The 20,402-nt window shown below is 66.4% G+C and carries 15 protein-coding genes; 8 read left to right on the top strand and 7 right to left on the bottom strand.

What is annotated here, in order from left to right; translation table 11 throughout:
• Positions 1-32: 32 nt before the first annotated feature.
• The 5 genes from ACIGJC_RS11885 (at position 33) to ACIGJC_RS11865 (ending at position 5,587) form a co-directional block, all read left to right on the top strand.
• Positions 33-1,244 (top strand): formate dehydrogenase subunit gamma, encoded by a 1,212-nt coding sequence (locus ACIGJC_RS11885; protein WP_483709017.1) that lies wholly within the window; start codon positions 33-35, stop codon positions 1,242-1,244.
• Between the two features lie 36 nt (positions 1,245-1,280).
• Positions 1,281-1,610 (top strand): hypothetical protein, encoded by a 330-nt coding sequence (locus tag ACIGJC_RS11880; protein WP_483709015.1) that lies wholly within the window; start codon positions 1,281-1,283, stop codon positions 1,608-1,610.
• 62 nt (positions 1,611-1,672) lie between these two features.
• Complete coding sequence (locus ACIGJC_RS11875) at positions 1,673-2,503, top strand: formate dehydrogenase accessory sulfurtransferase FdhD (RefSeq protein ID WP_483709014.1); 831 nt, start codon at positions 1,673-1,675, stop codon at positions 2,501-2,503.
• An 84-nt stretch (positions 2,504-2,587) separates the two neighbouring features.
• Positions 2,588-3,154, top strand: coding sequence for a dCTP deaminase (gene dcd / locus ACIGJC_RS11870; protein WP_029046089.1), 567 nt, complete (start codon positions 2,588-2,590; stop codon positions 3,152-3,154).
• A gap of 162 nt (positions 3,155-3,316) precedes the next feature.
• Entirely contained in the window at positions 3,317-5,587 is a 2,271-nt protein-coding gene (locus ACIGJC_RS11865) for an Orn/Lys/Arg family decarboxylase (protein ID WP_483709013.1), read from the top strand.
• Between the two features lie 148 nt (positions 5,588-5,735).
• Here the strand turns inward: ACIGJC_RS11865 and ACIGJC_RS11860 are convergent, their stop codons facing one another.
• On the bottom strand, positions 5,736-7,397 hold the full coding sequence (locus tag ACIGJC_RS11860; RefSeq protein WP_483711529.1) for a SulP family inorganic anion transporter: 1,662 nt from the start codon (positions 7,395-7,397) through the stop codon (positions 5,736-5,738).
• A 477-nt stretch (positions 7,398-7,874) separates the two neighbouring features.
• On the opposite strand from ACIGJC_RS11860, the gene ACIGJC_RS11855 reads away from it, so the two are divergent.
• Together ACIGJC_RS11855 and ACIGJC_RS11850 are read left to right on the top strand one after the other, a co-directional pair.
• Positions 7,875-8,972 (top strand): glycosyltransferase family 4 protein, encoded by a 1,098-nt coding sequence (locus ACIGJC_RS11855; protein WP_483709012.1) that lies wholly within the window; start codon positions 7,875-7,877, stop codon positions 8,970-8,972.
• Between the two features lie 15 nt (positions 8,973-8,987).
• Positions 8,988-11,192, top strand: coding sequence for an amylo-alpha-1,6-glucosidase (locus ACIGJC_RS11850; protein WP_483709010.1), 2,205 nt, complete (start codon positions 8,988-8,990; stop codon positions 11,190-11,192).
• Positions 11,193-11,270: 78 nt separating this feature from the next.
• Here ACIGJC_RS11850 and ACIGJC_RS11845 read toward each other — a convergent pair whose 3' ends face one another.
• From ACIGJC_RS11845 to ACIGJC_RS11825, 5 genes are all read right to left on the bottom strand, one after another.
• Positions 11,271-12,983, bottom strand: a complete 1,713-nt coding sequence (locus ACIGJC_RS11845) for a TRAP transporter large permease (protein WP_483709009.1) — start codon at positions 12,981-12,983, stop codon at positions 11,271-11,273.
• Positions 12,980-13,522, bottom strand: a complete 543-nt coding sequence (locus tag ACIGJC_RS11840) for a TRAP transporter small permease subunit (RefSeq protein WP_483709007.1) — start codon at positions 13,520-13,522, stop codon at positions 12,980-12,982. The genes ACIGJC_RS11845 and ACIGJC_RS11840 overlap by 4 nt, the downstream gene beginning before the upstream one ends.
• A 165-nt stretch (positions 13,523-13,687) precedes the next feature.
• Positions 13,688-15,100: an argininosuccinate lyase gene (argH, locus tag ACIGJC_RS11835; protein ID WP_483709006.1), complete on the bottom strand. Its 1,413-nt coding sequence runs from the start codon at positions 15,098-15,100 to the stop codon at positions 13,688-13,690.
• A gap of 118 nt (positions 15,101-15,218) precedes the next feature.
• The gene (locus ACIGJC_RS11830) at positions 15,219-15,941 is read right to left on the bottom strand and encodes an anti-sigma factor (protein ID WP_483709004.1); all 723 of its coding nucleotides are present in this window, start codon (positions 15,939-15,941) and stop codon (positions 15,219-15,221) included.
• Positions 15,938-16,525, bottom strand: a complete 588-nt coding sequence (locus ACIGJC_RS11825; protein WP_483709003.1) for an RNA polymerase sigma factor — start codon at positions 16,523-16,525, stop codon at positions 15,938-15,940. The genes ACIGJC_RS11830 and ACIGJC_RS11825 overlap by 4 nt, the downstream gene beginning before the upstream one ends.
• A 134-nt stretch (positions 16,526-16,659) precedes the next feature.
• Here ACIGJC_RS11825 and ACIGJC_RS11820 point away from each other — a divergent pair, with 134 nt between their 5' ends.
• Positions 16,660-17,286, top strand: coding sequence for a ferritin-like domain-containing protein (locus tag ACIGJC_RS11820; protein ID WP_483709002.1), 627 nt, complete (start codon positions 16,660-16,662; stop codon positions 17,284-17,286).
• An 82-nt stretch (positions 17,287-17,368) separates the two neighbouring features.
• Here the strand turns inward: ACIGJC_RS11820 and ppc are convergent, their stop codons facing one another.
• Entirely contained in the window at positions 17,369-20,389 is a 3,021-nt protein-coding gene (gene ppc, locus ACIGJC_RS11815; protein WP_483709001.1) for a phosphoenolpyruvate carboxylase, read from the bottom strand.
• Positions 20,390-20,402: the final 13 nt, after the last annotated feature.

Below are 20,402 nucleotides of genomic sequence, written 5' to 3'. Positions count from 1 at the left end.
GCAGGGCGGGGTGATGACCCGAAGGAGCGCATATGAGGCCCACGCAGAATATGTGCGGCTGGCGTGCCTGGCTTGCCGCCGGTGCCCTGGCCATGTTGACGTTCGCCAGCGGTGGCGCTGCCGCGCAGGCGCCGGCCCCGGCGCCGCAAACCGCTCAGGCCCCGCAGATTCAGCCCACGCAAGCGGCTGACGCGAACAACCCGGCCACGCATCCGGTGCAGCCGTATGCCGGCATTGCCTCGGAGAACATCTTCAACGTGCCGCGCCGCGACATCGCCAATGAGGCGCGGTCGCAGAAGGAGCGCACGCTGACGCAGCCTGGCAACAATGCGCCGGTCTGGCGCGAGGTCAATTCCGACCAGGCCCACTACAGCAGCCTGCCGTACAAGGAGGCCGGCGTGCTGATCCAGCGCACCGGGCAGCAGTGGCGGCTGTTCCGCAATGGCGTGATCACGGTTTGGGGCGGCTGGCTGCTGGTGGTGGTGCCGCTGGCGATCCTCGGCTTCTTCCTCTGGCGTGGCGCGATCCCGCTGCGCGAGCCGCGCACCGGACGCATGATCGAACGCTTTACGCCGTTCGAGCGCATTGTCCACTGGACCATGGCGATCGCGTTCGTGCTGCTCGCGGTCTCGGGCATCGTGATGCTGTTCGGCAAGCATTTCCTGTTGCCGTTGATGGGCCATACGCTGTTCGGCTGGCTCACCTACCTGCTGAAGAACATCCATAACCTGGCCGGCCCGGTGTTCACGCTGTCGATCATCGTCGCCTTCGTGATTTTCGTGCGCAGCAACCTGCCCAGCCGCGATGACCTGCACTGGCTGACCAGCCTCGGCGGCCTGGCAAGCGGCAAGCATGTGCCGAGCGGCCGCTTCAATGCCGGCGAGAAGATGTGGTTCTGGGCAGGCCTGGTGATCTTCGGCCTGATCCTGTCCGCGTCGGGCTGGGTGCTCGACATGATCGTGCCCGGGCTCGACTACTACCGCGCCACCATGCAGATCGCCAACGTGATCCACGGCATCGCCGCGGTGCTGATGATCGCGATGTCGCTTGGCCATATCTACATGGGCACCATCGGCATGGAAGGCGCCTACCGCGCCATGCGCGACGGCTGGGTCGACGAGGCCTGGGCCAAGGAGCATCACGAGCACTGGTATGACGACATCAAGGCCGGCAAGATCCCGGTCCAGCGCTCGGCGACGCCGGAGCCCAAGGCGGCGCGCCGGCGCAATCCCGGCGAAGCTTGAGGCACCGGCATGGCACCCTTTCACCGGATACTGACCATGAAACGCATGCTGATGCTGATTGCCCTGGCCGCCGGCGCCATGGGTACCCAGGGCGCGCTGGCCAAGCTGCCGCCGCCGACCGATGCGCAGCAGGCCAAGGCCGCGGAGACCAAGGCGCGTACGGCCTGGGCCGACAAGGTCGTGGCGTTCCATCTGTGCAAGTCGCAGGACAGGATCGCGGCGCGCTACTACAGCGACATGAAGGCCCGTGGCAATGCCACGCACGAGCCCGCGCAGACTGCCGCCTGTGCGGATCCCGGGCCGTACGTGGCGCCCCAGGCGCCAGTCGCCGCAGCGGCAGTACAATCGACCGCAAAGGCGCCTTAACCCTGGCCCCATCGCTAGAAAGCCGGCGTGGGGCAAACCCGAGCAGCCCGACTTCGCCACCCATGCCCCTGCGTCCCGAACTCACCCACGCGGCCGTTCCCCTGATCGAAGAAGTGGAGGTTGTCGATGAACTGGGGCGTGCCCGCCCGGCTTACCTGCCTGGGGAGCGCCCGCTCACGGTCTATCTCGACAAGCGCGAACTGGTAACGCTGATGACGCTGGGCGGGGCGCCCGAACACCTGGTGCTCGGCTACCTGCGCAACCAGCGGCTGGTCGAGTCGATCGAGGACATCGCCGCCGTGCAGGTCGACTGGGAGACCGAATCGGCCGCAGTGACCACCCGGACGGGCATCGACCGCATCGAGGAACGCACCGCGCGCCGCGTGGTCACCACGGGCTGCGGGCAGGGCACGGTGTTCGGCTCGCTGCTCGACGAGATCGACAATGTCCGGCTGCCGGCCGGGGCCACGCTGGACCAGGACACCTTGTACGGCATCATCGACACCATCCGGCTGCAGCAGTCGGTGTACAAGCAGGCGGGATCGGTGCATGGCTGTGCGCTGTTCCGCGGCAGCGAGCTGCTGATGTTCGTGGAGGACGTGGGCCGCCATAACGCGGTCGATGCGATTGCCGGCCGCATGTGGCTGGAAGACATGCGCGGCGACGACAAGGTCTTCTACACCACCGGGCGCCTGACTTCCGAAATGGTGATCAAGGGCGCGCAGATGGGGATTCCTTTCCTGCTGTCGCGTTCAGGCGTGACGCAGATGGGCTACCAGATGGCGCAGCGGGTCAATCTGACACTGTTCGCAAGGTGTACGGGCAAGCATTTCCTGCTCTACACGGGGAACGAACGCTTCCATCATCGGTTGCCTGAGGAGGTTGTTGCGTAGGCAGCACTTCAATTGAGCGGCGCGCGGGCGGATTGGTTGTACAATTCGGCGCACTCTGCCCTAAGCGTTTACCCTCCCGACCCTATGAGCATCAAATCCGACAAGTGGATCCGCCGCATGGCGGAACAGCACGGCATGATCGAGCCGTTCGAACCCGGCCAGGTGCGGGAGGCCGACGGGCGCAAGATCGTGTCGTACGGCACGTCGAGCTACGGCTACGACATCCGCTGCGCCGACGAATTCAAGATCTTCACCAATATCAACAGCACCATCGTCGATCCGAAGAACTTCGACGAGAAATCGTTCGTGGATTTCAAGGGCGACGTCTGCATCATCCCGCCGAACTCGTTCGCGCTGGCGCGCACGATGGAGTACTTCCGCATTCCGCGCAGCGTGCTGACCATCTGCCTGGGCAAGAGCACCTATGCACGCTGCGGCATCATCGTCAACGTGACGCCGTTCGAGCCCGAGTGGGAAGGCTATGTGACGCTGGAGTTTTCCAACACCACGCCGCTGCCCGCCAAGATCTACGCGGGCGAAGGTTGCGCCCAGGTGCTGTTCTTCGAGAGCGACGAAGTCTGCGAGACCTCGTACGCCGACCGCGGCGGCAAGTACCAGGGCCAGCACGGCGTCACACTGCCGAAGACCTGAGCGCATTACAATGCCGGCGTTTGCCGGAACGGACGGCCCGCGATAGATCGACGCGCGGGCGCCAAGACCTGACGTGAGAGCCACATGTCGCCGTCGCAGGGGAACCCCTGCCGGCCATGTGGCTCAGTCCTTTATGTCCTGCTTTCCCATCAAGGATGCCCGATGAAATTCCGCTTCCCCGTCATCATCATTGACGAAGACTTCCGCTCCGAGAACATCTCCGGCTCGGGCATCCGCGCGCTGGCCGAAGCGATCGAGAAGGAAGGCATGGAGGTCATGGGCCTGACCAGCTACGGCGACCTGACCTCGTTCGCGCAGCAGTCGAGCCGTGCTTCGACCTTTATCGTGTCGATCGACGACGACGAGTTCGTGACCGCCGATGACCGTCCCGAAGCGGCCGCCATCGAGAAGCTGCGCGCGTTCGTCAACGAGGTGCGCCGCCGCAACACCGACCTGCCGATCTTCCTGTACGGCGAGACCCGCACCTCGCGCCATATCCCGAACGACATCCTGCGCGAGCTGCACGGCTTCATCCACATGTTCGAGGACACCCCCGAATTCGTGGCGCGCCACATCATCCGCGAAGCCAAGGTCTATCTCGACACGCTGGCGCCGCCGTTCTTCAAGGCGCTGATCGACTACGCGCAGGATTCGTCGTACTCGTGGCACTGCCCGGGCCACTCGGGCGGCGTGGCATTCCTGAAGAGCCCGGTGGGCCAGGTGTTCCACCAGTTCTTCGGCGAGAACATGCTTCGCGCCGACGTCTGCAACGCGGTCGACGAACTCGGCCAGCTGCTGGACCATACCGGCCCGGTGGCGGCGTCCGAGCGCAATGCCGCGCGCATCTTCAATTCGGACCACATGTACTTCGTGACCAATGGCACGTCGACGTCGAACAAGATGGTGTGGCACGCCAACGTGGCGCCGGGGGACATCGTGGTGGTGGACCGCAACTGCCACAAGTCGATCCTGCACGCGATCATGATGACCGGCGCGATCCCGGTGTTCCTGATGCCGACGCGCAACCACTACGGCATCATCGGCCCGATTCCGAAGAGCGAATTCGATCCGGAAACCATCCGGCGCAAGATCGCCAACCACCCGTTCGCCAGCAAGGCGAAAAACCAGAAGCCGCGCATCCTGACGATCACGCAGGGCACCTATGACGGCGTGCTGTACAACGCCGAGCAGATCAAGGAGATGCTGGCCTCGGAAATCGACACGCTGCATTTCGATGAAGCGTGGCTGCCGCATGCGGCATTCCACGACTTCTATCACGACATGCACGCGATCGGCCGCGGGCGCCCGCGCAGCAAGGACGCGCTGGTATTCGCCACGCAGTCCACGCACAAGCTGCTTGCCGGGCTGTCGCAGGCCTCGCAGATCCTCGTGCAGGATTCCGAGACGCGCAAGCTGGACCGCTACCGTTTCAACGAGGCGTACCTGATGCACACCTCGACCAGCCCACAGTACTCGATCATCGCCTCGTGCGACGTGGCCGCGGCGATGATGGAAGCGCCGGGCGGCACCGCGCTGGTGGAAGAAAGCATCCAGGAAGCGCTGGACTTCCGCCGCGCCATGCGCAAGGTGGAGGGCGAGTACGACGCCGGCCACAACGGCGACTGGTGGTTCAAGGTCTGGGGTCCCGACACGCTGAACGAAGAGGGCATGCCGGAGCGCGAGGAATGGATGCTCAAGGCCAACGAGCGCTGGCACGGCTTCGGCGACCTGGCCGACGGCTTCAACTTGCTCGACCCGATCAAGGCCACGCTCATTACCCCGGGCCTGGACGTGGACGGCGAGTTCAGCGAGCGCGGCATCCCGGCGGCCATCGTCACCAAGTACCTCGCCGAGCACGGCATCATCATCGAGAAGACGGGTTTGTACTCGTTCTTCATCATGTTCACCATCGGCATCACCAAGGGCCGCTGGAACTCGCTGGTGACCGAGCTGCAGCAGTTCAAGGACGACTACGACCAGAACCAGCCGCTGTGGCGCGTGCTGCCCGAGTTCGTCGGCAAGCACCCGCAATACGAGCGCATGGGCCTGCGTGATCTGTGCGACGCCGTGCACAGCGTCTACAAGGCCAACGACGTGGCGCGCGTGACGACCGAGATGTACCTGTCGGACATGGAGCCGGCGATGAAGCCGTCGGATGCGTGGGCAATGATGGCGCACCGCGAGATCGAGCGCGTGCCGGTCGACGAGCTCGAGGGCCGCGTCACGGCCATCCTGCTGACGCCGTATCCGCCGGGCATCCCGCTGCTGATCCCGGGCGAGCGCTTCAACCGCATCATCGTCCAGTACCTGAAGTTCGCGCGCGAGTTCAACAAGCTCTTCCCGGGTTTCGAGACCGACGTGCACGGGCTGGTGCTGGAAGAGGTGGATGGGCAGAAGGCCTACTTCGTGGATTGCGTGAAGCAGGGTAGCTGAGCGTTACGTTGAGGCAGCAATGCGGCGGGCTGCCTGTTGGCAGTCCGCCGCTTTCGTTTGCAGTGCACGCATCCGTGCCGGACGGCCCGGTCGCTTCTCTTCTTTCCCGACGCAAGTGGGAGAAAGGTTGGGGAGGAACCCCGGCTGCTCACGCCTTCCAGTCCACATCGAAGTCGCTCAGGTAGTCATCCACTGCCGCGCCGACCGTGGGATGGAAAGCATCCTTCCCCAGCTTGTCGAACAGCTCGAAGCGCTTGAGCTTGTCCTTGACGGGGTCCTTCATCTCCGCGAAGTGCAGTTCGATGCCGCGCTCGTCCAGGGCCTTGTCGAGTTCGCGCAGCATGTCGGCCGAGGTCACGTCGACGCTGGTGACCGGCTCGGCCGCCACCACCACGCGCCGCACCGCCGTGGGCGAGGCTTCGACGGCGCGCTGCACGCAGTCCTGGAACAGTTCGGCATTCGCGAAGAACAGCGGCGCGTCCCAGCGGAACAGCACCAGCCCCGGCACCCGGCGCGCGTTCGGGTAGCGCTCCACGTCGTGGTAGCCGCGCACGCCGTCGGCGCGGCCGAGCACCGCGTGGTGCGGGCGCCAGCCATCCCAAAGGAACTCGATGATGGCGATGACCACGGCCAGGCCGATGCCCGGCACCGCGCCGAAGACGGCAACGCCGGCAAAGCACGCCATCGCCAGCCAGAATTCCCACTGCTGGATGCGGTAGATCCGCTTGAGGTCGGCAAATTCGAACAGGCCGATGGCCGCCGCGATGACGACGGCGGCCAGTGCGCTGCTGGGCAGGTAGCGCATCAGGTCCGGCGCAAACAGCAGCAACGCCGCCACCGCCAGCGCGCCGACCACGCCGGTCAGTTGCGTGCGCGCGCCGGCGGCTTCAGCCACCGGCGTGCGTGACGCGCTGCTGCTGATCGGAAAACCCTGGAACAGCCCGGCAGCGAGGTTGGCGGCGCCCAGCCCTACCATTTCCTGGTTCGGATCGACCGGATATTTCAGGCGCGCCGCGTAGGTGCGCGACAGCACACTGGTATCGGCGAACGCGACCAGGGCGACGGCGCAGCCGCCTACCACGATATGGGTGAGATCGACCCCGCTCAGGTACGGCAAGGCGAACGCGGGCAGGCCTTGAGGCATCTTGCCGAGCACTTTGACCCCGTGTGCATCGAGACCGAACAGGCTCACGCTCAGCGTGGCCAGCACCACCGCGATCAGCACGCCGGGCACGCGCTCGAACCGTTTCAGCAGCAGGATCAGCACCAGGCTCGCGCCGCCCACGGCCACGCTGTACAGGTTGGCCTTGCCGGCCGCCACGGCAGTGCCCAGGCTCCATAGCTCCCGCAACGGCCCCGCATCTTCGATCGAAATGCCGAACAGCTTGGGCAACTGGCTGACGAGCACGGTGAACGCGATGCCGTTCATATAGCCATAGCGGATCGGCTTGGACAGCAGCTCGGTGATAAAGCCCAGCCGCAACAGGCCGACGACGATGCAGACCACGCCCGATACCACCGCCATCATGCTGGCGATGGTGATGGCGCGCGCCGGGTCGCCGGCGGAGAGCTGCACCACCACGGCGAGGATCGGTGCCGCCAGCGCGGAGTCGGGCCCCAGCACCAGGATGCGGCTCGGGCCGAACAGCGCGTAGGCAAGCAGCGGGATGATGGTGGCGTACAGGCCATAGATGCCTGGCACGCCCGATGCCTCGGCATAGGCGATCCCGACCGGCACCAGCATGGTGGTGAGCACCAGCCCCGCCGCCAGGTCGCGCGGGAGCCAGGCGGCCTCGTACGTGCGCAGCATCTGCAAGCCCGGCAGCCAGTGCAGCCAGCCGGAAGTGGAAGGGGCTTTCGCCGACTTGCGAGCCTGGGGACTGAGGGGTGGGTTGGACACGGGGCTCCCTTCTTGCGGTAACGCCACAGGGTTCGATGTGGACGATTCCTAGCATAGCAATCGGCGCAGGCCGCCGGGCATGGCGTTTGCAACGTCACGGGTTCAGGTCTGAGATCGATTGCCGGACAGCCAGTGCAGGGAGTCCTTCTGCTGCGGCGCGGCATGGTTCCCGGTGAGCAATCGCCTGTCAGGGGTGGCGCCAGCGACAGCCAGCCGCGTCTTGCCGCGATGGAATGAGGCGGGCAAGGCTGCCGTGGCCGCGCTGGCATCGCCTTGCCGGCGCGGGCTGCCTTTCGATGGCACGGAGCAGCGAATCGTGCAGGCTCCGCGGCGAAGGCGGTCCTTGCAACCGGTGGTCAAACTTTTCTGCAAAGGCATAGCCCGTCGATGAAAATCGCCCAAATTGCCCCTCTCCTGGAAGCATGCCCGCCACGGCAATACGGCGGTACCGAGCGCGTCGTTGCGTACCTGACGGACGAACTGGTCCGGCAGGGGCACGACGTTACGCTGTTTGCCAGCGGCGATTCATCGACTGCCGCCAGGCTGGTCAGCTGCGCGCCGCGCGCCTTGCGCACCGACCCGTCGGTGCGCGACATCGTGCCGTATCACGTGATGATGCTCGACGAAGTGGGCCGGCAGGCCGACGATTTCGACGTCCTGCATTTCCACACCGACCTGCTGCATTTCCCGCTGGCGCGGCGCCTGGCCGACCGCACCGTGACGACGCTGCATGGCAGGCAGGACCTGCCGGACCTGGCGGCGTTCTACTCTGCCTTCGCAAGGGTGCCACTGGTATCGATCTCGCTGGCACAGCGCGACCCCATGCCGCCGGTCCACTGGCTCGGGAACGTCTATCATGGCCTGCCCGCACGGTTGCTGCCGTTTCATGCGGTGGCGCGCGGGGGATACCTCGCCTTCCTCGGACGCATTTCGCCGGAGAAGCGCCCGGACCGCGCCATCAAGATTGCCGTGCAAAGCGGCATGCCGCTGAAGATCGCCGCCAAGATCGACCGTGTCGACCGCGCATACTGGGACGCCGACATCGCGCCGCTGGTCAGCCGGCACGCCAATGTCGAGTATCTTGGAGAAATCAGCGAACGGGAAAAGGCACGGTTTCTCGGCGGCGCGCGTGCGCTGCTGTTCCCGATCGACTGGCCCGAGCCGTTTGGCCTGGCTATGATCGAAGCCATGGCCTGTGGCACCCCGGTGATCGCGTTCCGGTGCGGCTCCGTCCCGGAAGTCGTTGATGACGGAGTCACCGGCTTTATCGTCGACAGTGTCGACGAGGCCGTGGCGGCAGTCAGGCGCATCGGTGACATCGACCGCCGCGCCGTGCGCCGTACGTTCGTTGCGCGTTTCAGCGCCGAACGCATGGCTCACGACTACCTGGCACTCTATGGTCGCCTGCGCAGACCGTCGCCGGACGGTTGCGTGCATCCAGACCCGTCCGCCCAGGCGGATGCGGGCCTGCACGTCGCGGCCTGAACCTGGAGAGAAACAATGCTCGACGCTCCCGAAGGCCGGCGCGGCCTGGTGCCGGACGCGACACCCGGCGCGCCCATCGTCATCGCCGCGACGCACTCCCTGCGTCTGACCCAGCCCCGCACGCTCAAGCAAGGCGACACCTTTGCCGTGTTCGACCAGCATGGCGACGCCATTGCCGGTTCCGGCGGCTCGGACGGCATCTTTTGTTGCGACACGCGGCACCTGTCGCACTTCCACCTGACCATCAACGGGTGGCGCCCCGTGCTGCTCAGTTCGGTGCTGCGCGACGACGACGCCGCGTTCAGCTGCGACCTGACCAACCCGGACCTGTTCGATGCGCGGGGCGAGATGGTCATGCCTCACGACGTGATCCATGTGCGCCGCTCGCGCTTTCTTTGGGAGGGCACCTGCTATGAGCGGCTGGCGGTACGCAATTTCGATGAAACGCCGCGGCACATCAGCCTGGAACTGGCGTTTGCGGCGGACTTTGCCGACCTGTTCGAGGTGCGCGGGGCCAGGCGCGCCCAGCGCGGTCAAACCCATCCACCCGAGCTGACCGACAGCGGTGCGAAACTCGCCTACACCGGACTCGATGATTGCGTGCGCACCACGCACCTGACGTTCGATCCCGCGCCGACGCAGCTGCGTGGCGACATGGCGGTGTTCGAGCTGGAGCTGATGCCGCACAGGACGCACCTGCTCTACGTCGAAGTCTGCTGCGACAAGGCGCGGCACGACAAGCGCCCGCCGCGCGGCGCTTTCCCGTCGGCCCTGCGGGCCGCGCGTCGTTCGCTGCAGGCGCTGTCCGCGCAGGCCGCAAGCGTGACCACCTCCAACGAAATCTTCAATGAAGCCGTAGGCCGCAGCCTGTCCGATCTGTACATGCTGATTACGAAGACCCCTTACGGCCCGTATCCCTACGCCGGCATTCCGTGGTTCAGCACCTTCTTCGGCCGCGATGCGCTGATCACCGCGATGGAAACCCTGTGGCTGGATCCGGGCATCGCACGCGGTGTGCTGGGTTACCTGGCAGCGAATCAGGCGACGACTTCAGACCCGTCTGCCGATGCCGAGCCGGGCAAGATCCTGCACGAAAGCCGCAAGGGCGAGATGGCCAACCTTGGCGAGGTGCCGTTCCGCCGCTACTACGGCAGCATCGATTCCACGCCGCTGTTCGTCATGCTCGCAGGCGCATACCTGGACCGCACGCACGACTTGGCGACGATCCGAACGCTCTGGCCCGCCATCGAGGCGGCGCTGCGCTGGATCGACAAGTACGGCGACCGCGACGGCGACGGCTTTGTGGAGTACGGCCGGCGCACCAGCGACGGGCTGCTCAACCAGGGCTGGAAGGACAGCCACGATTCGATCTTCCATGCGGACGGCACCCTGGCCGAGGGCCCGATCGCACTGGTGGAGGTGCAGGGCTACGTGTACGCGGCCTGGATGGCGGCCGCGCGGATGGCGCGCAACCTGGGCCACAACGGGCGCGCCACTGCACTCGAAACGCGTGCCGCACAGCTGCGGCAGCGCTTTGACGAAGCGTTCTTCGACGAGGAACTGGGCACGTACGTGATCGCGCTCGATGGCAACAAGCGGCCATGCCGCGTGCTGTCCTCCAATGCGGGCCACGCGCTCTATACGGGCATCGCACTGCCCCAGCGCGCGCCGGCGGTGGCCGCGGCCCTGATGGGCAGCGCATCGTTCTCAGGCTGGGGCGTGCGGACCCTTGCGTCCAGCGAAAGCCGCTACAACCCGATGAGCTATCACAATGGTTCGGTCTGGCCCCATGACAACGCCATCATCGCCGCGGGGATGGTTCGCTACGGCTTGCGCGACGCGGCGTTGCGCATCTTCGATGGTCTGTTCGCCGCGTCCACCCATATGGACCTGCGGCGCCTGCCCGAGCTGTTCTGCGGCTTCGTGCGCCGGCGCAACCGTGGGCCGACGCTTTATCCGGTGGCCTGCATCCCGCAGGCCTGGGCGGCCGCCACGCCGCTGTCGCTATTGCAAACGTGCCTGAACCTGGACTTCAACGTGGGCGCGCGCGAGATCAGCTTCCACTATCCGGCGCTGCCATCCTTCATGGAAGACCTGGCGCTGCAGGGGCTGTCCATTGCCGATGCGTCGGTGGACCTGATGCTGCGGCGCTCGGGCGGCAGCGTTGTCGTGAACGTGGTGGCGCGGCGGGGGGATGTGCTCGTGACGACGACGAACTGACCGCCGCTGTCCCGCGGCGCAGTAGTCCCACAAGGCAAAGAGCCCCGCGACTGCGGGGCTCTTCCAGGAATTCGACGCTTACTTCTTCTCGAACTCGAACTGCGGCGCCGCCGGCTCCGCTGGTGCCGCCGCTCCCGGCAATTCCAGCGTGCCCGGCGCGGAGGCCGGCTTCTCCGGTTCCCCCCCAAGCGGGATACTCACCTCCGCCCCGGTGTTATGGTGCAACGACCCCTTGTCGAGGAAGACGGTCACCATGCCCGGCCAGAACATCACGGCCAGCACCATCAGCACCTGCAGGCCGACCCAGGGCAGGGCGCCCCAGTAGATGTCCGAGCTCTTGACTTCCTTGGGCGCGACGCCGCGCAGGTAGAACAGCGCGAAGCCGAACGGCGGGTGCATGAACGAAGTCTGCATGTTCACGCACAGCATCACGCCGAACCACACCAGCGCGGCCGTGGCCGCGGCTTCGGGGTTGCCGCCCATCGAGTCGGCGACGACCGGCGCCAGCACCTTCACCGCCACCGGGGCCAGCATCGGCACCACGATGAAGGCGATCTCGAAGAAGTCCAGGAAGAACGCCAGGAAGAAGATGAACAGGTTCACCACGATCAGGAAGCCGATCCAGCCGCCCGGCAGCGAGGTGAACAGGTGCTCGACCCAGGCACCGCCGTCCACGCCCTGGAACACCACCGAGAAGCAGGTCGAGCCGATCAGGATGAACACCACCATCGCCGTGATGCGCGCGGTGGACTGGTAGGCCTCGACGATCAGCAGGCGCAGGTCGGTCATCTGGCCCGACCGGATGATGAGCCACAGGATGACCAGGTACAGCACGGCCAGCGGAACGCGGAACAGATGCGAGCCAAAGGCAAAGACGCCCACCGCCGCGGCGACCAGCGTCGCGGCAATGCCGACGCGGTAGATCAGCCGGTCGGTCTTGCTGAAGGCCTTGTCGCGGATCACCGCCAGCACCAGCGCGCCGACGGCGCCCATGGCGCCCGATTCGGTGGGGGTGGCGATGCCCAGCATGATCGTGCCCAGCACCAGGAAGATCAGCACCGCGCACGGGATGATGCCGCGCAGGCACTTGGACCACAGCGCCCAGCCGCGCAGCGTGCGGAACTCGGCCGGAACCGGCGGCAGCCAGTCGGGCTTGATGCGCGCCAGGAAGAACGTGTACAGCGCAAACAGCGCGATCTGCACCAGCGACGGGCCCCATGCGCCCAGGTACATGCTGCCGACGTCCGCGCTGCCGGCGGGCGTCTTGAGCTGGTCAGCCAGCACCACCAGCACCAGCGAAGGCGGCACCAGCTGCGTGATGGTGCCCGACGCCGCCAGTACGCCGGTGGCGTACTTCATGTTGTAGCGGTAGCGCATCATCACCGGCAGCGAGATCATCGCCATGGCGATCACCTGCGCGGCCACCGTGCCGGTGATCGCGCCCAGGATAAAGCCGACGATGATCACCGAATAACCCAGGCCGCCGCGCACCGGGCCGAACAGCTGGCCCATGGAGTCGAGCATGTCTTCGGCCAGCCCGCATTTCTCCAGGATCGCGCCCATGAAGGTGAAGAACGGGATCGCCAGCAGCAGCTCGTTGGCCAGCACGCTGCCGAACACGCGGCTTGGCACCGCCTGCAGGAAACTCAGCGGGAAGTAGCCCCACTCGATGGCCAGGAAGCCGAACGCCAGGCCGACGGCGGACAGCGAAAATGCGACCGGGAATCCGATCAGCATGAATACCACCAGGCCGCCGAACATCAGCGGCGGCATATGTTCCAATGGGATCATTGCACCGGCCTCTCGTATTTCGATTCGATACGCACCAGGCCTTTCAGGGCGGCGAAGCGCTTGATCAGTTCGGAAACGCCCTGCAAGGCGAGCAGGGCGAAACCGACCGGCACCACCAGCTTGATCGGGTACCGCGGCAGGCCGCCGGAGTTGCCCGATTGCTCCAGGATGCGCCACGACGGCAGGAACAGCGAATCCCAGGACAGCCACGTGAACAGGATGCACGAGGGCAGCAGGAACACGACGATGCCGAAGATGTCGATCCAGTGCTGCGCGCGCTCCGAGACGTTGCCGTAGATCAGGTCGACGCGGACATGTTCATTGCGCTGGAAGGTGTACGAGGCGCCGAACATCACGGCGATCGCAAACATGTACCACTGCAGTTCGAGTGGCCAGTTATCGCTCAAGTTGAAGCCATAGCGCAGCAGGGCGTTGCCTGCGCTGATCAGGCACGACAGCAGGATCATGATGTTTGCAAGCCTGCCCGTGTGCTGATTCAACCTGTCGATCTGTCGTGACAGACCAAGCAAGTAGTTCATGGGTTGTCTCCCCGGTTTTTTGCGGCGATTAGTTTATCTGTAACAAAATGCGTCGGCGCTTGGGGCTAATACCTATCACATTGCGCAAAAATCAGGCGTGCCAAAGAAAAAAGCCACGATGGCCAGGCCATCGTGGCTTTTTCTTGCTTGGAGCTTACGCGGAACTTATAGCGCAGCGCGTGCGGCGGCGATGGCGGCGCGCACCTGGTCCGGTGCGGTGCCGCCGATGTGGTTGCGCGCGGCGACGGAGCCTTCGAGCGTCAGCACGCCATGCACGTCGTCGCCGATCAGCGCGGCCTTGTCGCCCAGGCCGGACACGTCGCGCAGCTCGGCCACGCTCAGGTCGGCCAGGTCGCACTGGCGGCTGTCGCAGGCGCGCACGGCGTGGGCCACGGCCTCGTGCGCGTCGCGGAACGGCAGGCCCTTCTTGACCAGGTAGTCGGCCAGGTCGGTGGCGGTGGCGTAGCCCTGCAGCGCGGCGGCGCGCATGGCTTCCGGCTTGACCGTGATGCCAGGCACCATGTCGGCGAAGATGCGCAGCGTGTCGACCACGGTATCGACCGTGTCGAACAGCGGCTCCTTGTCTTCCTGGTTGTCCTTGTTGTACGCGAGCGGCTGGCCCTTCATCAGCGTCAGCAGGCCGATCAGGTGGCCGTTGACGCGGCCGGTCTTGCCGCGCGCCAGTTCGGGCACGTCGGGGTTCTTCTTCTGCGGCATGATCGAGCTGCCGGTGCAGAAGCGGTCGGCGATGTCGATAAAGCCGACGCGCGGGCTCATCCACAGCACCAGCTCTTCCGAGAAGCGCGACACGTGGGTCATCACCAGCGCGGCGGCGGCGCAGAACTCGATGGCGAAGTCGCGGTCCGAGACAGCGTCCAGCGAATTGCGGCACACGCCGTCGAAGCCGAGCTGCTGCGCGACGAATTCGCGGTCGATCGGATAGCTCGTGCCGGCCAGCGCGGCGGCGCCCAGCGGCAGGCGGTTGACGCGCTTGCGGCAGTCGGCCATGCGCTCGGCATCGCGCGTGAACATTTCCACGTAGGCCAGCAGGTGGTGGCCGAAGGTCACCGGCTGCGCCACCTGTAGGTGCGTGAAGCCTGGCAGGATCGTATCGGCGTTCTTGTCGGCCAGGTCCAGCAGCGAAACGCGCAGCGCGCCGAGCAGCGCGACGATATTGTCGATCTCGCTGCGCAGCCACAGGCGGATATCGGTCGCGACCTGGTCGTTGCGCGAGCGGCCGGTGTGCAGGCGCTTGCCGGCATCGCCGACCAGCGCGGTCAGGCGCGCTTCGATATTCAGGTGGACGTCTTCGAGATCAAGCTTCCACTCGAAGCCGCCAGCCTCGATCTCGCCCTTGATCTGTGCCATGCCGCGCTCGATCTCGGCGCGGTCGGCTTCGGCGATGATGCCTTGCTTTGCCAGCATGGCCGCATGGGCGAGCGACCCCTGGATGTCGAACAGGGCCAGGCGCTTGTCGAAGAACACCGAGGCGGTGTAGCGCTTCACCAGGTCGGACATCGGTTCGGAGAAGCGGGCGGACCAGGCTTCGCCTTTCTTGGCAAGTTGGGAGGTCGTCATGGACGTCAGGGCTGTGGCTCGCGCGGCGTGCGGCCGGTGCATGACCGTGCGGGGCGGGCGCGAGCGGATTTCGGGGAAACGTGGATTATATCGCCCGCGCGGGCCGGGGAAGGGGGCTTCAGAGCGGCGAGTGGAGCAAGCGCCCCTTGAACACGACCGGGCCGCTCGGCCCATCCGGATTCGGCGATCCGCCGGGCGGTTCGACGCTGACCGCCAGGGCCGGCACGGCTGCGGGGAACCCGGCCAGCGCCAGCCGGGCCGCCCGCTCGCGGCCGATCACGCCGAGCGATTGCGGCTTGCCGTCCTTGGGCAACGCCCACAGCTGCAGGACTTGCTGTCCGGACACGACCGTGTCGTCGAGCCGCTGCACAACCAGCTGCCGGGCCGCGGCATCCCATGACACGAGCAGGGCGGGCTGCGACTGTGCATCGTTCAGCACGGCGACCACCGCGGTCTCGGCCAGCGGGCGTTGTGCCATTTGCCGTCCAATGCCCACGGCGAGCACCGCGACGACGGCCATTGCCGCCGCGGCACCGCGCCAGAACACCGGCGCCCCCCACAGCGTTTGCCACCATGGCGCTTGCGCTGCCGCGGCCGAAGGCACAGCTTTCCAGCCGAGCCGTTGCTCGATGCCGCACCACACCGCCTCCACCGGCTCTGCGGACAGTTGCAACTCGGCCATGCCGGACAGCCTGACCTGCCAGTGACCGATCGCGGCACGCACGGCGGGCTCCTCGCGCGCAAGCTGCTCCATCCGGCGCCGCGCGCCGCCGCGCAGTACGCCAAGCGCATATTGAGCGGCGATGCGATCGAGCAGGTCGGGGTGGCGGCTCAGCCTCATGACGCACTCTCCAGGCACGCGCGCAGGCGCTCCAGGCCCCGGCGGATCCAGGATTTGACGGTGCCCAGCGGCATGCTCAGCCGCTGCGCCAGTTCTGCGTGGCTCAGGTCGTGGAGGTAGGCCAGCACGATGGCCTGGCGCTGCGCCTGCTCCAGGCGCTGCAGGCAGCGGTTCAGCGCGCGCGCCTGCTGGCTGGCCAGTGCGAGCTCCGCCGGACCGGCGGCCTCGTCTGCCAGCCATTCGCCCAGTTCCACGGTTTGCGGCAGCCGTGCGGCTGCGGCGCGGCGCAGGCAATCCAGCGCGCGGTTGCGAACGATGGTGGTCATCCACGTCATCGGGGCGGCCAGGTGTGGCCGGTAGTCGACGGCGTGGTGCCAGATGCTGACAAAGCTTTCCTGCACGACATCCTCCGCCCAGTCGCGCCTGCCAGTGATACGCAGCGCAAGACCGAACAGTTTCGTCGCGGTCTGCTCGTAGAGCGCGCGCAGCGCCTGGCGGTCGCCGAGCGCCACGGCCTGCAGCCACGCGGCCAGCCGGTCGTTGTCGGCCGCAGGGGCAAAGGAGGCTTCGGGGGTGGCAGACACGCGCACAGTTCCTGACGGAAGGCTCTGCCGGATTATAGGCAGCGCCGGTGCATCCGATCGCCCGGTAACTGCGTAAAAGGGTCAGGCAAGCCGCACAGCGGACGCTGCCCTTTGATCCCTCACTGGAGAACACCATGGGACGCACATCCACGACGCCGGACCGCCGGCTGGTTCAATCCGCGGACGTTTCCATCGTCACGTTGCCCGACCGGCGCCGGCGCGGCCTGCTCAAGATGCCAGGCCTGTTCGCGCTCGGTTCGCTGGCCGTGCTGAGCCTGGGTGAGTCGATGCCGGCCTGGGCACAGACGGAGTCGGGCAGCACGAAGGACGACATCCGGATCCTCAACGTCGCACTCGGGCTGGAGTACCAGGCGATTGCGGCCTACCAGGTCGGCGCGGAAAGCGGGCTGCTGCAGAAGCCCGTGCTCGATACGGCGGTGAAGTTCCAGAACCACCACAAGGCGCATGCGCAGGTGCTGGCCGGTACGGTATCGAAGCTTGGCGGGTCGCCGGTGATGGCGAAGAAGCCGTCGGAGTATTCGTTCCCGACCGCGCAGCTCAAGACGCAGGCGGACGTGCTGCGTTTTGCGGCGGGGCTGGAGAAGGGCGCCACCGCGGCCTACCTCGGCGTGCTGCCGAATTTCTACAACCGTGACCTGACCAAGGCGGCGGGCAGCATTCTCGGCGACGAGGCCATGCACTGGGCGGTGCTGCTGCATGCGCTGGGCGAAGATCCTGTCCCGGGGGCGTTTGTGGGCTGAGCCAGGCAACAAGGGCCAGATGGACAAGCGCCCGGACGGCAAGCCGTCCGGGCGCATCCTGACGCAATGGATCAGGCCGGGATCAACCCGTATTGCGCAGTCCCGCCGCCACCCCGTTGATGGTCAGGTGGATACCGCGGCGAACGCGGATATCGTCCCCGTCCTTGCCCGAGCGATAGCGCTTGAGCAGCTCGACCTGCAAGTGGTTGAGCGGGTCCAGGTAGGCAAAGCGGTTCTTGATCGAGCGCGCCAGCAGCGGGTTGTCGGCCAGCCGTTCCTGGTGGCCGGTGACCAGCGCCAGCATCTCGCAGGTCAGGTGCCATTCCTTGCTGATGCGCGCGAACACGTTCTTGCGCAGGGCCGCGTCATCGCAAAGCTGCGCATAGCGCGAGGCCACGGCCAGGTCGGTCTTGGCCAGCACCATGTCCATATTGGACAGCAGCGTGGAGAAGAACGGCCAGGTCTTGACCATCTTGCGCAGCGTGGCCACGGCAACCTTGCGCGCCTTGTCGTCCGGCGCGGTGTCCAGCAGCGACTTGACCGCGCTGCCGAAGCCATACCAGCCCGGCAGCAGCAGGCGGCACTGGCCCCACGAGAAGCCCCACGGAATCGCGCGCAGGTCTTCGATGCGGCGGTTCTTCTTGTCCATCAGCTTGCGCGAGGCCGGACGCGAACCGAGGTTCAGGTCGGCGATCTCGGTGATCGGCGTGGTCGCGAAGAAGTAGTCCTTGAAGCCCGGGGTCTCGTACACCAGGTTGCGGTAGGCGCCGAAGGCGCGGTCCGACAGCTGCTGCATGATGCCCTCGAAGGTGCTCAGGTCCTTCGGCGCGTTCTGCTGAGGCAGCAGCGAGGCTTCGAGCGTGGCGGCGATCACGGTTTCCAGGTTGCGCCGGCCGATCTCGCCATTGGCGAACTTGCTGTTGATGATCTCGCCCTGCTCGGTCAGGCGGATCTGCCCGTTCACCGTGCCTGGTGGCTGCGACAGGATGGCCTGGTAGGTCGGGCCGCCGCCGCGGCCAACCGTGCCGCCGCGGCCGTGGAACAGGCGCAGCTTGACCTTGCGCTGCTCGAACAGCTGCACCAGCGCCAGCTCGGCCTTGTACAGCTCCCACGTGGAGGTCAGGAAGCCGCCATCCTTGTTGGAGTCGGAATAACCAAGCATTACCTCCTGCTCGACGCCGTGGTGCTCGATCACCGAATCGAAACCGGGCAGGTCCAGCAGCGACTGCATGATGCCCGCGGCATTCTGCAAGTCCTCGATGGTTTCGAACAGCGGAATGACCATCAGCTCCATGCGAGCCGGGTCGGTCTTGCTGCCCAGCGTGCCCTGCAGCATGCCGGATTCCTTCTGCAGCAGCATGACCTCGACCAGGTCCGACAGCGTTTCCGTGTGCGAGATGATGTAGTTGCGCGCCACGCGCTTGCCGTAGCGCGCGCGCAGTTCGCGCGCCGTCGCCAGGATCGCCAGTTCGTTGCGGGTCTGTTCCGAGTACTCATGCCAAGGCAGGGTCAGCAGGCGCGGCTGGCGCAGCTCGGCCAGCAGCAGTTCCTGCTTGCGCGACTCCGGCAGCGCGGCGTAGTCCTTCTCCACGCCCGCGGCGGCGAACAGCTCGGCCACCACGGCTTCGTGCACGTCGGAGACCTGGCGCATGTCGACCGATGCCAGGTGGAAGCCGAACACGGCGATGGCGCGCACCAGCGCATCGATGCGCGTGCTGGCCAGTGCGCGGCCGTGGTGCGCGCGCAGGGAGTCGATCACCACCTGCACATCGGCGGCGAAGGCTTCGGCGCTGCTGTACGGCTCGGCGTCGGCCACCGGGTGGCGCGGCGCGGCGTGGCCGGTCAGCGCCTTGCTGGTCGCTGCCAGGCGCGCGTAGATGCCGATCAGCGCGCGACGGTAGGGCTCGTCGGCGCGGTGCGCGGAATGGTCGGGAGAGGCTTCGGCCAGTGCCAGCAGCTCGGGGCTGGCGTCGACCATCAGCGACGACATCGACAGCTCGGCGCCCAGCGCATGGACCTCATCCAGATACCAGCCCAGGATCATCTGCGACTGCTGGGTGGCGGCGTGATCGAGCGTCTCGGCCGTGACGTTCGGATTGCCGTCGCGATCGCCGCCGATCCACGAACCCATCTGCATGAACGGCGCGAGCGGCGCTGGCTCTGCCGCGCTGCCCTTGGCCTTGCGCGAGGCCGGGAAGATTGCGGCGATGTCCTCTTCCAGCTCGCTCATCAGTTGCGGGATGCCGTGCAGGAAGGTGGTGCGGTAGTAGGACAGGGCGTTGTCGATCTCGTCCGCCACCGTCAGGCGCGAATCGCGCAGCATGCGGGTCTGCCACAGCGTGGTGACCTTGGCGCGCAGCTGCGCGGTGTTCTGGTCGCGCTCGCGCGCGGTCATCGGCAGGTCGCGCTCGGCCAGCAGACGGGCGATCTCGCGCTCGGCGTCCAGGATGCTCTTGCGCTGGACTTCGGTCGGGTGCGCGGTCAGCACCGGCACGATCAGCGCCTCGTCCAGGAACTTGCGCAGCTGCTTGCCGGTGACGCCGGCGGCGTCGATTTTCTCCAGCGCGTGCTGCAGGCTGCCGTCCTGCGGCGGCGAGCCGGCCAGCGCATGGATGCGGCGGCGGCGGTTGTGGTGCTGGTCCTCGGCGATATTGGCCAGGTGCGAGAAATAGCTGAATGCGCGCACGACCTGGTTGGTCTGGTCGCGCGACAGGCGCTTGAGCAGGCGGTCCAGCTCGGTGGCGGCGGCGCGGTCGTTCTCGCGGCGGAAACGCACGGCGGTCTGGCGGATGGTCTCGACCACCTCGAAGGTGGCGTCGCCTTCCTGCTCGCGCAGGCATTCGCCCAGCAGGCGGCCCAGGAAGCGGATGTCCTCGCGCAGCGGCAGGTCCTTGTCGGCGGCGGAGCGGCGGGCGGGGCTGGTGTTCACGGCGCCGTTGGCGGGCACGACCATCAGGTTTGCCTTTGTAATCTGTTTGGTACGGGTGGCTTTGGAAGCGGTCTTGCGGGTAGGGGCGCCGTTTGCGTCACTCTGGCCTGAGGCCTGGGAGGGGACTTCTCGATTGACCGTGCGTCGGCCGGGGCGCGCAGCGTGCTGCGTCATGCAATCTCCTCTT

This window comes from Cupriavidus sp. C3SS-1, from assembly GCF_057073755.1.
Note: the sequence above shows the minus strand (reverse complement) of the source record. Positions and strands in the feature narration are given on the sequence as shown.

Coding starts and splice junctions, on each gene's coding strand:
- ACIGJC_RS11860 (WP_483711529.1), bottom strand. CDS start 7,397: ATGCTGCGCACGTACGAGGCCGCCTGGCTCCCGCGCGACCTGGCGGCG.
- ACIGJC_RS11885 (WP_483709017.1), top strand. CDS start 33: ATGAGGCCCACGCAGAATATGTGCGGCTGGCGTGCCTGGCTTGCCGCC.
- ACIGJC_RS11820 (WP_483709002.1), top strand. CDS start 16,660: ATGGGACGCACATCCACGACGCCGGACCGCCGGCTGGTTCAATCCGCG.
- ACIGJC_RS11865 (WP_483709013.1), top strand. CDS start 3,317: ATGAAATTCCGCTTCCCCGTCATCATCATTGACGAAGACTTCCGCTCC.
- ACIGJC_RS11845 (WP_483709009.1), bottom strand. CDS start 12,983: ATGATCCCATTGGAACATATGCCGCCGCTGATGTTCGGCGGCCTGGTG.
- ACIGJC_RS11880 (WP_483709015.1), top strand. CDS start 1,281: ATGAAACGCATGCTGATGCTGATTGCCCTGGCCGCCGGCGCCATGGGT.
- ACIGJC_RS11840 (WP_483709007.1), bottom strand. CDS start 13,522: ATGAACTACTTGCTTGGTCTGTCACGACAGATCGACAGGTTGAATCAG.
- ppc (WP_483709001.1), bottom strand. CDS start 20,389: ATGACGCAGCACGCTGCGCGCCCCGGCCGACGCACGGTCAATCGAGAA.
- ACIGJC_RS11875 (WP_483709014.1), top strand. CDS start 1,673: ATGCCCCTGCGTCCCGAACTCACCCACGCGGCCGTTCCCCTGATCGAA.
- ACIGJC_RS11830 (WP_483709004.1), bottom strand. CDS start 15,941: ATGAGGCTGAGCCGCCACCCCGACCTGCTCGATCGCATCGCCGCTCAA.
- ACIGJC_RS11855 (WP_483709012.1), top strand. CDS start 7,875: ATGAAAATCGCCCAAATTGCCCCTCTCCTGGAAGCATGCCCGCCACGG.
- dcd (WP_029046089.1), top strand. CDS start 2,588: ATGAGCATCAAATCCGACAAGTGGATCCGCCGCATGGCGGAACAGCAC.
- argH (WP_483709006.1), bottom strand. CDS start 15,100: ATGACGACCTCCCAACTTGCCAAGAAAGGCGAAGCCTGGTCCGCCCGC.
- ACIGJC_RS11850 (WP_483709010.1), top strand. CDS start 8,988: ATGCTCGACGCTCCCGAAGGCCGGCGCGGCCTGGTGCCGGACGCGACA.